Annotated in this window: 10 protein-coding genes and 1 riboswitch; of the genes, 6 read left to right on the top strand and 4 right to left on the bottom strand. The window is 73.2% G+C overall.

Going from position 1 to position 11953, the window contains the following annotated elements; translation table 11 throughout:
* Positions 1–122 precede the first annotated feature (122 nt).
* Both K4G59_RS05020 and K4G59_RS05015 read left to right on the top strand, forming a co-directional pair.
* Entirely contained in the window at positions 123–1532 is a 1410-nt protein-coding gene (locus K4G59_RS05020) for a prenyltransferase/squalene oxidase repeat-containing protein (protein ID WP_231249755.1), read from the top strand.
* Between the two features lie 104 nt (positions 1533–1636).
* Positions 1637–1775, top strand: a riboswitch (cobalamin riboswitch).
* 76 nt (positions 1776–1851) lie between these two features.
* Positions 1852–3567, top strand: coding sequence for a hypothetical protein (locus K4G59_RS05015; protein WP_231249754.1), 1716 nt, complete (start codon positions 1852–1854; stop codon positions 3565–3567).
* A gap of 403 nt (positions 3568–3970) precedes the next feature.
* On the opposite strand, the gene K4G59_RS05010 is transcribed toward K4G59_RS05015, so the two are convergent.
* On the bottom strand, positions 3971–4543 hold the full coding sequence (locus K4G59_RS05010; protein WP_231249752.1) for a hypothetical protein: 573 nt from the start codon (positions 4541–4543) through the stop codon (positions 3971–3973).
* 82 nt (positions 4544–4625) lie between these two features.
* On the opposite strand from K4G59_RS05010, the gene K4G59_RS05005 reads away from it, so the two are divergent.
* Genes K4G59_RS05005 through K4G59_RS04995 form a run of 3 tightly spaced genes read left to right on the top strand, consistent with a single transcriptional unit; the run spans position 4626 to position 8145 of the window.
* Positions 4626–5738, top strand: a complete 1113-nt coding sequence (locus tag K4G59_RS05005) for an energy-coupling factor transporter transmembrane component T family protein (protein ID WP_231249751.1) — start codon at positions 4626–4628, stop codon at positions 5736–5738.
* Complete coding sequence (locus K4G59_RS05000; RefSeq protein WP_231249750.1) at positions 5735–7327, top strand: ABC transporter ATP-binding protein; 1593 nt, start codon at positions 5735–5737, stop codon at positions 7325–7327. The genes K4G59_RS05005 and K4G59_RS05000 overlap by 4 nt, the downstream gene beginning before the upstream one ends.
* Positions 7324–8145, top strand: coding sequence for an ECF transporter S component (locus K4G59_RS04995; RefSeq protein ID WP_231249748.1), 822 nt, complete (start codon positions 7324–7326; stop codon positions 8143–8145). The genes K4G59_RS05000 and K4G59_RS04995 overlap by 4 nt, the downstream gene beginning before the upstream one ends.
* Positions 8146–8158: 13 nt before the next feature.
* On the opposite strand, the gene K4G59_RS04990 is transcribed toward K4G59_RS04995, so the two are convergent.
* Genes K4G59_RS04990 through K4G59_RS04980 form a run of 3 tightly spaced genes read right to left on the bottom strand, consistent with a single transcriptional unit; the run spans position 8159 to position 10791 of the window.
* Complete coding sequence (locus K4G59_RS04990) at positions 8159–9292, bottom strand: PQQ-dependent sugar dehydrogenase (protein ID WP_231249746.1); 1134 nt, start codon at positions 9290–9292, stop codon at positions 8159–8161.
* Positions 9289–10200: an EamA family transporter gene (locus K4G59_RS04985; RefSeq protein WP_231249744.1), complete on the bottom strand. Its 912-nt coding sequence runs from the start codon at positions 10198–10200 to the stop codon at positions 9289–9291. Before K4G59_RS04985 ends, K4G59_RS04990 begins: the two co-directional genes overlap by 4 nt.
* A gap of 9 nt (positions 10201–10209) precedes the next feature.
* On the bottom strand, positions 10210–10791 hold the full coding sequence (locus K4G59_RS04980; protein WP_231249742.1) for a PadR family transcriptional regulator: 582 nt from the start codon (positions 10789–10791) through the stop codon (positions 10210–10212).
* A 53-nt stretch (positions 10792–10844) separates the two neighbouring features.
* Between K4G59_RS04980 and K4G59_RS04975 the strand changes: the two genes are divergently transcribed.
* Positions 10845–11948, top strand: coding sequence for a WD40/YVTN/BNR-like repeat-containing protein (locus K4G59_RS04975; RefSeq protein ID WP_231249740.1), 1104 nt, complete (start codon positions 10845–10847; stop codon positions 11946–11948).
* Positions 11949–11953: the final 5 nt, after the last annotated feature.

Genomic DNA, 11953 nt, shown 5'->3' with positions numbered 1-11953 from the left:
ACTTGTTAGGGTCGGCGCGAGTCACATTGGTCACAACACCAACCAACGCTCGCAACACCCGGGGGACGGCGGCGTCGTCAGACGTCGACGTGCGCCTTTCCCTCGCGAGCGGGAAGGACGTCATGCACCATCGCATTCGACCCATCCGATCAGCCGCGGTCGCGCTGTCGACCGTCGCCCTGGGAGCCGGCCTGCTGGCCGCCCCGCCGGCCTCCGCGGAGCCCTCGCCGGCCCTGCGTGCCGCCAAGGCTGCGGCCTCCACCGACAGCACTCCCTCCACGATCGCCGCCGAGTGGCTCGCCGACGAGCTCACCAACGGCCTCATCGTCGGCGAGAACGGCCCTGACTTCGGTCTCACCATCGACACCGGCATGGCCCTGTCGACGGTCGTCGACCAGGGCGCCGTCAACGCGGCGATCACCAAGGCCCTCGAGGCCCGCATCGGCGAGTACGTCGGCGACGGCACCAAGGAGTCCTACGCCGGACCGCTGGCCAAGGCCGCCGTCTATGCGAAGGTGGCGAAGCAGAACCCGACCAGCTACGGCGGGGTCAACCTCATCGCCCGCCTGGAGGAGCGCACCGCCAACGTGCCCGCAGACCCGGCGGCAGAGCCGCAGGCCGCGGCGATCGCCGGGCGGATCTTCGACAAGTCGGAGTTCGGCAACTACGCCAACGTCGTGGGCCAGTCCTACGCCGTACGGGCCCTGACGCAGTCCCGGTCCACCGAGGCGGCCGCGGCGCGCGACTTCCTGCTCAAGCAGCAGTGCGCCTCGGGCTACTTCCGCACGAGCTTCGCGAAGGCCGACGTGCCCAACCAGGCGTGCACCGAGGGCGCTCCGGGCAGCGAGGCCGACCCGGACGCCACCGCGCTGGCGGTGATCAACCTGGTCGAGTCCGACGACAAGACCCCGGCCGTCAAGGCGGCGCTCGACAAGGCCGGCGCCTGGCTCCTCGACCGTCAGCGGGGGAGCGGGGCGTTCCGCGCGGCCGCGCCGATCAGCAAGATCAACACCAACTCGACGGCCATCGGCGGCTTCGCCCTCGGCCTGCTGAAGGAGCGCGACGCAGCCCTGAAGGCGGCGCTGTGGGTGCGCAAGAACCAGCCGGTCGACAAGTACAAGTGCCGCACGGCGCTGACCAAGGACACCGGCGCCGTGGCCTACCGCAAGGACCGGGTGAAGGCCTCCTCGACGACCGGGATCCCGGCCGAGGCGCGTGACGAGTGGCGCCGCGCCACCGCCCAGGCGGTGCTGGGCCTGCAGTTCGCGCCGGCCAGCAAGGACGACCTCAAGATCGTCTCGGTGCGCAGGAGCGCCCGTGCCGGTGAGCGCGTCCAGTTCCGCGTCTTCGGTCTGGCTCCGAGCGAGAGCGCCTGCGTGCAGGTCAAGGGCGACTTCCGCCGCGTGAAGGGCAAGAAGTCCGGCGACAAGATCGTGCGCAAGCTGCAGCTGCCCGCGGGCAACCAGCGTCGCGTCGGCCTGGTGAAGACCTCGGACGACCAGGCGCGTACGTCCCTCCGGGTCCGCAACTGACCCACCCGCTCCACCTGTCACACCACCCCGGCCCGGCGCCCACCGGTTTCATCTCCGTGGCGCCGGGCCGAGGTGCGCCCGGGGCGGGAGGGGGGTTACGCTGCGACCGCCGCACCTGTCCGGGTCGGCACCACACACGCCCGAGGTGGGGAAAGCCGGTCCGAATCCGGCGCTGACCCGCAACCGTAGGCACGGGAGAGATCCCGTGCGAGCCGGAACACCCGCCCCGTCGCGTCATGACCACCATCGCTGTCGAGGAATGCAGCGGGGCAGAGCGGCGCACGCCGTCCTCCCTCGCTGTCGCAGCGAGGAAGGAACCATGAAGCTCACCTCGTCGTCCGTGCTCCGTCGAGCCGGCGCACTCGTGGTCGCCACCGCGATCACCTCCACCGCCCTGCTCGCCGGCACCGCCCCGGCGCAGGCACACCCCGCGGGTACGCGCGCCCTGGACGCCGGCGGGGCGTGGCTCGCGGCCCAGCTCGAGGAGGGCCTGCTCATCGGGGAGTACGGCCCGGAGTACGGCCCCTCGATCGACGCCGGCCTGGCGCTCTCCGAGGCCGGCAACGCGACGGGCCTCTCCGCCGTGGACACGGCCCTGCGCGGCGCCATCACCAGCTACATCACCGGCGAGGCCTACGGCGACGTCGGCAGCACCTACGCCGGCGCGACCGCCAAGGCCGCGACGTTCGCGACGGTCGCGGGTAGCGACCCGGAGTCGTACGGCGGCGTGGACCTGGTCTCCCGTCTCGAGGATGTCGTCAGCACGACGGCACCGACCACGGGTCGCATCGAGGACGTGTCGGACTACGGCGACTACGCCAACGTGATCAGCCAGTCCTTTGCCGCCCGCGCCCTGACGACGGTCGGCTCGGACCTCGCCGACGAGGCGACCGCCTTCCTGCTCGACCAGCAGTGTGGCGCCGGGTACTTCCGCTTCGGCCTGACCACGAACAAGACCAGCCCGCAGCAGGGCTGCGTCGCGGGCGCCGCCGGCAGCGCCGCCGACCTCGACGCCACGTCGATCACCGTCATCAACCTGCTGTCGACGCCCGGGGCCTCCCCGGACGCGATCGCGGCCGCCCGCTCCGGCGCAGCCTGGCTCGAGACCCAGCAGGCGGCCGACGGCTCGTTCGGTGCGGGCTCCGACGACGGCGTCAACGCGAACACGACCGGCCTGGCCGGCTGGGCGATGGGCGAGGCCGGCAAGGCCTCCGCCGCGACGGCTGCGGCCGGGTGGCTGCGGGGCGTCCAGGTCGCGGACCTCGCGCCGTGCGCCACGACCCTGGCGGCTGACAACGGCGCCATCGCGCCGAGCCCCACCGATCTGGCCGCGATCCGGACCGCCGGTGGCATCCCCGTCGAGAAGCGCTTCACCTACGCCTTCGCGACCGCGCAGGCACTGCCCGCCCTGGGCAACGTGCCCACCGGTGCGGCCGTCACCCTGTCCGCCCCGGCCACCGCGGTCGAGAAGAGCACCGTCACTGTGACCGTCACCGGCCTCGGTGCAGGCGAACCCGGCTGCGTCACCTTCGGCTCGGAGGCGATGAAGGTCACCGGCACGGGCTCGCCCGTCCCGGTCACGTTCGCACTGCCGGCAGGTGCCGCCACGCACACGTTCCGCGTCGCCACGCTGACCGGTTCCACCACCGCCACCACGGTCGCGACCCCCACCCCGGTGACGCCGCCGGCACCGGTGGAGCCCACGGTCGGTGACCTCGCCGTCGCGAAGGTGGTCAAGGTCGGCAGGAAGAACACGCTCAAGCTCGCGATCGACTGCGACTCGACCGTGGACTGCGTCGGCAAGGTCAAGGTCCGCACAGTCGGCAAGATCGTGCGGCCCCATGGCAGGAAGAAGGTGCTGCTCGTCGCGAAGTCGGCGTACAGCGTCGACGCCGGTGACACCGCGAAGCTGACCCTGACGCTGACCAAGCCGGCGCGCCGCGTGGTCGGCGCCAAGCGGATCCGCGTGGTGGCCGTCCAGAGCGCCGATGACGCCGACCCTGCTCGCACGAAGTTCTGGCTGCGTCGGAAGTGACGTCGGTGGGAGCCCTCGCGCGGCAGGTCGCCGCCACCTGCGCCGTCCTGGCCGCGAGCCTGGTTGGCTGCGGCGTGGTGCTCGGACTCGGGCCGGCGGCCGTCCTGCCCGCGGCCGGAGCGGCCACCTGCACCTCCGGCGGAGGCGTCAGCGTCGTCGTCGACCACCGCGAGCTCGGCGGGGGAGTGACGACGGCCTGCGCGGCGGACGGCGGCGGCAAGAGCGCCACGGCGATCGTCGGGTCCGTCGGCGTGAGTCTCACCTACGCCCAGCGTCAGCCCGGGTTCGTCTGTCGCGTCAACGGCGTCCCGACCAGCGACCCCTGCGTCAACACCTCCCCGGCCGACGCGTACTGGGGGCTGTGGTGGTCCGACGGGAAGACGGGCTCGTGGGCCTACTCGTCCTACAGCTCGGGCTCGCTGACCGTCCCGGCCGGCGGCTCGGTCGGCTGGGCGTGGAAGCAGGGCAGTGGCAGCGCCGCGCCGCCGGCCGTCGCCCCGCCGGTGTTCGCGGTCTCTCCGTCGCCGACACCGTCGCCGTCCTCCGCGCCGACCAGCTCATCGTCCTCCTCCCCGTCCTCCACGCCGACGTCCACGCCGACGTCCTCGCCGTCGTCCTCGTCGTCGAGCCCGTCGGGCAGCGGCGGCTCGAACAGCGGATCGGGGAGCGGGTCGCAGTCCAGCAGTCCCTCGCCGAGCGCACCGACCTCGTCGCCCGCGGCGACGTCGGCGGAGTCCGCAGCATCCGACCCGTCCGAGTCGCTCCTCGCCCCTGAGTCTCCCAGCGACTCACGCACTGAGAAGAGCTCCGGGGACCCGTCGGAGAAGTCCGAGCGCGAGGGTGGTGCGAGCGCGGGCGCCGACCCCGAGGACCCCGCACTCGACGCTGAGTCTCCTGGAGACTCGACCCCGAGCGAGCCCGCCGACGCGGGCCCGCCGGCCGCCGCCCAGCCGGCCCGCGTGCCGGCGGTCGTCACGTGGGGAGTCGTCGCCCTGATCGCTGGCGCGATCGCGGTCAGTGGCGTCGTGGCGCGTCGCAGACGGGGGGTCTGACGCCTCGTGACCGGATCGGCTGCGCCGTCGTCGGGGCTGCCGCGTGACCTGCACCCGATCGCCTGGTGGACGTGGGCGATCGGGCTGGCCACCGCAGCATCGCTGACGACCAACCCGCTGTTGCTGCTTTTCGTCATGGGGTCGGCGACGGTCGTGGTGATGGCGCGCCGGTCCGGTCATCCGTTCGGCCGTTCGTTCCGCCTCTACGTCTGGCTCGCGGTGCTGACCGTCGTGCTCCGGGTGGTCTTCCGCATCGTCTTCGGCGGCCAGGAGGTCGGCCACGTCCTGCTCGACCTGCCGGAGGTCCCGCTGCCGGACTGGGCAGCAGGCGTCCGCCTCCTCGGGCCGGTGACGAGCGAGGCACTGCTCGCGGGGCTCTACGACGGGCTCCGGCTCGCCGCGATCATCCTGTGCGTCGGGGCCGCCAACTCGCTTGCCAACCCCAAGCGCCTGCTGGCCTCGGTGCCGCCAGCGCTCTACGAGATCGGCACCGCCCTCGTGGTCGCCGTCACGATCTTCCCCCAGCTGGCCGACAGCGCCCGACGCGTCCGGGCGGCCCAGGCGCTGCGCGGCGGTGCGACGTCCGGTGTCGGGCGGCTGCGTCGCTTCCTCGTCCCGGTGCTCGAGGACGCGCTGGAGCGGTCCTTGTCGCTGGCCGCGGGCATGGACACCCGCGGCTACGGCCGCTCCGGCGGGGCGACCCGGCGGGAGCGCCGGATGACCGGCTCGTTGCTCCTTTTGGCGCTCATCGGCATCTGTGTGGGGACGTACGCCTGGCTCGACCCGACCGCGCCGCAGGTGCTGGCGCTGCCGATGCTGGGCGCCGGGGTCGTCGTCGCGGCCCTCGGCCTGGTCAGCGCCGGCCGTCGCGTGCACCGCACCCGCTACCGCCCCGACCCCTGGCGTACGCCCGAGCTCCTCACCGTGGGCACCGGTCTCGCGGTCGCCGTCCTCGGCTGGTGGGTCGCGCACACCCAGGTGGTCGTGGCCTACCCGGGCGTGGACGTCGCGCCGTACCTGTCGCCGGCCGCGCTGCTCGTCGGCGTCCTCGGCATGGTGCCGGCCGTCGCGACCCCGGTCCCGGCCAGCTCCCCGATCCGCCGGGAGGTGCTCGCATGATCGAGCTGCGCGGCATCGGCTTCCGCTACGAGGAGCACGAGGTGCTCCGGAGCGTGGACCTCACCCTCGACGAGGGCGAGCTCGTCCTCGTGTCGGGCCGCACCGGTGTCGGCAAGTCGACGCTCCTCGGCGTCGTGACCGGACTCGTGCCGCGCTTCACCGGCGGGGTGCTCACCGGCGACGTGCTCCTCGACGGCACCAGCATCGTCGAGCAGCCGCCGCGCGAGCGCGCGCACCTCGTGGGCTACGTCGGGCAGGACCCGCTCGCCGGGTTCGTGGCGGACACCGTCGAGGAGGAGCTCGCCTACGGGATGGAGCAGCTCGCGATCGCGCCGGAGACGATGCGCCGCCGCGTCGAGGAGACGCTCGACCTGCTCGGCATCGCCGACCTGCGCTCGCGCGACCTCCGCACGCTGTCGGGTGGGCAGCAGCAGCGGGTCGCGATCGGGTCGGTGCTGACCACCCACCCGCGGGTCCTGGTGCTCGACGAGCCGACCTCGGCCCTCGACCCCACTGCGGCCGAGGACGTGCTCGCCACGATCACCCGTCTCGTCCACGACCTCGGCCTGACGGTCCTGCTGGCCGAGCACCGCCTCGAGCGGGTCGTGCCGTTCGCCGACCGGATCGCCCTGGTCGCCGGTGACGGGAGCATCCGCGTCGGGCCGCCCGGGCAGGTGCTCGCCGACTCGCCGGTGGTGCCACCGCTCGTCGAGCTCGGCCGGCTCGCCGGGTGGGAGCCGCTCCCGCTCACCGTGCGCGACGCCCGGCGGCGCGCACGGGAGCTCCCGCCGCTGGTCGCTCCCGCACCCGTCGCCGTCCGCGAGTCCGTGCCGCGGCTGGCCGCGCGCGGCGTCACCGTCGTCCACGGCAGCCACGTCGCGGTCCGCGAGATCGACCTGACGCTGTCGGTCGGGCAGGTCACCGTGCTGATGGGCCGCAACGGCTCGGGCAAGTCCAGCCTCATCTGGGCGCTGCAGGGGACCGGCCGGCGCGCATCGGGCACCGTCGACGTCGACGGTGAGGACCCAGCCGCGCTGGCGCCCGCGCAGCGGCGTACGCACGTCGGGCTGGTCCCGCAGACCGCCGCCGACCTGCTCTACCTCGAGACCGTGGCCGACGAGTGCGCCGCCGCCGACACCGGCGCCGGATCCGAGCCCGGCACCTGCCGCGGGCTCCTCGACCGCCTCGCGCCCGGGATCGACGACGCGATCCACCCGCGTGACCTCTCCGAGGGCCAGCGCCTGGCGCTCGCGCTGTCGATCGTGCTCACCGCGCGCCCCCCGGTCGTGCTGCTCGACGAGCCCACCCGCGGGCTCGACTACGCCGGCAAGGCCGAGCTGGCGCGGATCGTGGCCGACCTCGCCACCCACGGCCGCGCGGTACTGCTCGCCACCCACGACGTCGAGTTCGCCGCCCACGTCGCTGACGAGGTGGTGGTCCTGGCCGACGGCGAGATCGTCTCCAGCGGACCGCCGCGCCGGGTGCTCGCCGAGTCGCCGTCGTTCGCCCCCCAGGTCACCAAGGTGCTCGGTGCTCCGTGGCTGGTCGTCGAGCAAGTGGCCGCCGCCCTCGCAGGAGGTGCCCGATGAGCGCGCTCCAGGACCGGCCTCGGACCCTCACCGAGGTCGCCATGCCGATCGGACCGCGCACGGCGGGCGTGCTCGTCCTCGCCTCGCTCGCCGGACTGATGATGCTCTGCTGGCCGCTGCTGCTCGTCGCGCAACCGGGCGAGCGGGTCGAGCCGCCGTTCCTCTTCCTGGTCCTGCTCCCGCTGGTCGTCGTGGTGGTCCTCGCGGAGATGGGCGAGGGCGGCATGGACTCCCGGGTCCTGGCGGTCCTGGGCGTGCTGTCGGCGATCAACGCGGTGATGCGCGGCTTGGGTGCGGGGACGGCCGGCATCGAGCTGGTCTTCTTCCTGCTGGTGCTCGGCGGACGGGTCTTCGGGGCCGGCTTCGGCTTCGTGCTCGGGTGCACGTCGCTGTTCGCGTCGGCACTGCTGACCGCCGGGGTGGGCCCGTGGCTGCCGTTCCAGATGATCTGCGCCGCGTGGGTCGGGATGGGCGCGGGACTGCTGCCGCGGCGCGTCGGCGGACGTGCGGAGATCGCCGTGCTGGTGGCCTACGCGGTCGTGGCCTCCTACGTGTACGGCCTGCTGATGAACCTCAGCTCCTGGCCGTTCACGCTGGGCATCGTGGTGCCCGGCCACGAGGGCTCGCTGGCCTACGTCGCGGGCGCACCGGTGCTCGAGAACACCCACCGGTTCCTCGTCTACACGCTGCTGACCTCGACCGGCGGCTGGGACACCGGCCGCGCGATCACGACCGGGATCGCGATCGTCGTGCTCGGACCGGCGATCCTGACCACCCTGCGCCGCGCGGCTCGACGCGCGGTCGTACGCCCCGGCTGAGCGCGGCCTCCGCTCAGGGGCGGACGACGATGATCCGGTCGTCCGCGGGCGTGGGCTCGCCGCGCCCGTCCCGGTTGGAGGTGGTGACCCACAGCAGGCCGTCGGGTGCGGTGACGACGGTGCGCAGGCGACCGTAGTCCTCGGTGAAGAAGGCGGTCGGGTCCGACGCCCGGCCACGGGGCGAGACGGCGATGCGCCACAGCCGCTGCCCACGGAGCCCGGCCATCCACAGGTGCCCGTCGGCGTACGCCAACCCGCTGGGGGAGGCGTCCTCGACGGGCCAGACGACCTGCGGGTCGACGAAGCGGTCGTCGTCGCCCTTGCCCTCGACCTCGGGCCAGCCGTAGTTGCCGCCCTTCTCGACGAGGTTGAGCTCGTCCCAGGTCGAGTCGCCGAACTCCGAGGCCCACAGCCGCCCCTCGTCGTCCCACGCCAGACCCTGCACGTTGCGGTGGCCGAGGGAGTAGACGGGGGAGTCGGGGTCGGGGTTGCCCGGAGCGGGCTCGCCGTCGGGGGTGATGCGGAGGATCTTGCCGGCCAGGCTGTCGGGCTCCTGGGCCAGCGCGGGGTCGCCCGTCTCGCCCGTGGTGACGTAGAGGTGGCCGTCGGGGCCGAAGGCGATGCGGCCGCCGTCGTGGATGAAGCCGGCCGGGATGCCGTCGAGGACGACCGTCGGCGTGCCGAGCGACGACCCGTCGAGCTCGGCGCGCACGACCCGGTTGTCGGTGCCGGTCGTGAGGTAGAAGAAGAGCGAGCGGTCCTGCTCGAAGTCCGGGGAGACCGCGACGCCGAGCAGCCCGGCCTCGCCCTGCGGGACGATGGCACCGATCGCGCCCAGACGGCCCAGGCCGCCGTCGGCGGTGACGCGCAGGACCCGACCGGTCATCCTCTCGGTCACGACCGCCGCTCCGTCGGGCAGGAAGTCGACTCCCCACGGCACCTCGAGCAGGTCCACGAGCGTGCCCTCGGCACGCGGCGGGCCGTTGCGTCCACCGCCATCGCCCTCGGGCTGCTCGGTCGGGGTTGGCTGGCTGGGCAGGTCCGCGGGCTGGGTGACTCGCGGGATCGGCTCCTGCGTGGTGCCGGAGCAGCCGGTCGCGGCGACGGCGGCCAGCGTCAGCGAGCACAGGGCCAGTCGCGATCTCATGTGGCGATTGTGCCGTGCGCCGCCGAACGGTCCTCGTCCGTCGCCCCCGGCGGCTCGCCCGGCGAGGCTCCCGAACGGGTCGCCCCGATGGACGCGGCCACCACGCAGGCGATGGCGAGCCACTGGACCGGGGTGAGGTGTTCCTCCAGCACGACGATCGCTGCCAGCGCCGCCGCAGCCGGCTCCAGGCTCATCAGGATCCCGAACACGGCCGGCCGCAGGCTGCGCAGCGCGACGAGCTCGCAGCTGTAGGGGATCACCGAGCTCAGCAGGCCCACGACGGCGCCGATCAGCAGGACGCGGGCGTCCCAGAGGCCGGCGCCCGCGCTGAGCAGCGCCGGTACCGTCATCGCGGTCGCTGCGACGATGCTCGCGACCGCCAGGCCGTCGAACCCGGCCCACCGCCGGCCGGTGCTGGCGCTGAGCAGGATGTAGGCCGCCCACGCGACGCCGGCGAGAAGGGCGTACGCCACCCCGACCAGGTCCAGGTCGGTGCGCTGGAAGCCGAGCAGGGCGACGCCCAGACCGGCGAGGACCACCCAGGCGACGTCCCGGGCCCGTCGCGAGAAGAGGACGGCCAGCGTCAGGGGGCCGATGAACTCGATCGTGACGGCGATGCCGAGCGGGATCCGCGCGAAGGACTGGTAGATCGCCCAGTTCATCGTCGCCAGGCTGGCGCCGAAGCCGAGCACCACGACCCAGTCCTGCCGGGTCCGACCCGACAGCCGCGGCCGGGCGACGGCGGCGAGGACAAGGGCGCTGGTGACCAGGCGCAGCCACACCATCGCGGTCGGGGAGATCTCTCCGAACAGGCCCTTGGCGATGGCGGCACCGAGCTGGACCGAGAGGATGCCGACCAGCACCAGCCCCACCGGGCCGAGCAGGGCGGAGCTCGGTCGGGTCGTCACCCCGCCAGCCTAGGCAGTCGCCTCGGTGTCCCCGGCGCCGGTCTCGTCGAGGCTCGCCAGGGCGCGGTGGGTGTGCCGGCGTTCGGCGTCGAAGTAGTCCAGTCCCCACTCGGCGACCAGTGACGGGAACCTGAAGGGCTGGCCCGGCTCGTCTGCCCCGCGCAGGCTCTCACGCACCTGCGCGAGGTCCACGAGCGCCCGGTCCAGCTCGGCGACGTACTCGTGCAGCATCTGTCGGGTCCGCTCGGGCTCGGTCACGTGGCCGACGAGCAGGCGGAGCAGCACTGGGTGCTTGAGCACGGGGAAGCCGGCCGGGGTGGTGTCCATCCACTCGCGCAGCGCGGCCTGGCCCGCACCGGTGATCGCGTACGTCGTCACCTCCCGCCCGCCGTCGGTGCGTACGTCGGCCGTGACGAGGCCGTGGTCGCTGAGCCGTCGGAGCTCGGTGTAGATCTGGCTCATCGCGGGGGAGACCCAGTAGAAGCGGAGCGTGACATCGGCGCGCTGCTTGATCTCGTACCCCGTCAGCTCGTCGCCGAAGGTGAGGAGGCCGAGGATCGCGTATCCGGTGACCGGGATGTCTTGACTCATCGTCGGTCAAGAGTAGTGTTCCTAATCGGAATAGTCACTCATGGAGGTCGGGGATGTCGCGCACGTTGCTCATGGTCGGGACCCGCAAGGGCATGTGGCTCGGCACCTCAGACGAGGCGCGCACGTCGTGGGAGTGGAGCGGTCCGCACTTCCCGATGGAGGAGGTCTACTCCGTCATGGTCGACACACGCGGCGCGACGCCACGACTGCTGGCTGGGGCGTCGTCGAGCTGGCTCGGCCCGCAGGTGTGGCGCTCGGACGACCTCGGTGCTTCCTGGGACGAGACCCCGAACGGTGCGGTTCGCTTTCCCGAGGACACCGGCGCGACCCTCGCGCGGGTCTGGCAGCTCCAGCCCGGCTTGTCCACGGACGGCGGCGACCAGGTGGTGTGGGCCGGAACCGAGCCCGGAGCGGTCTTCCGGTCCGAGGACCGTGGGGAGACCTTCTCCCTCGTGCGCGGCCTGTGGGACCACCCGCACCGCGAGGAGTGGAACGAAGGCTTCGGCGGCCAGGCCTTCCACACGATCCTGCCCCACCCGAAGGATCCCGACCGGGTGCTGGCCGCTCTGTCCACGGGCGGGGTCTACGCCACCTCCGACGGGGGTGCGACGTGGTTCGCGTCCAACGCCGGCGTGAAGGCGGAGTTCTTTCCCGGCGAGCGCAACTACCCGGAGTTCGGTCAGTGCGTCCACAAGGTCGCCCGCGACGCCGTCGACCCCGAGCGGCTCTACCTGCAGAACCACGGCGGCGTCTACCGCTCCGACGACGGTGGTGCCTCCTGGCAGGACATCGCCCCCGGACTGCCCACCGAGTTCGGCTTCGCGATCGTGGCGCATCCCCACCGCGCCGACACGGCGTACAACTTCCCGATCACCGGCGCCGAGGCACGCTGGCCGGTGGACGGCAGGGCGCGCGTCTACCGGACCACGGACGCGGGTGCCTCTTGGGCGCCGCTGGGTGAGGGGGTCCTCCCGGACGGCTACTACGCCGCCGTCATGCGCGACGCGATGTGCACCGACGACCACGAGCAGGCCGGGCTCTACTTCGGCGGACGCAACGGTGGCGTGTGGGCGTCGCCGGACGAGGGCGCCACGTGGCGCGAGATCCACAAGGACCTGCCGGACGTCATGGTGGTCCGCGCCGCCCGGATCGTGTGAGGACC

Source organism: Nocardioides furvisabuli, from assembly GCF_021083185.1.
GTDB lineage: Bacteria > Actinomycetota > Actinomycetes > Propionibacteriales > Nocardioidaceae > Nocardioides > Nocardioides furvisabuli.
This window is presented reverse-complemented; position numbering and strand designations above follow the sequence as displayed.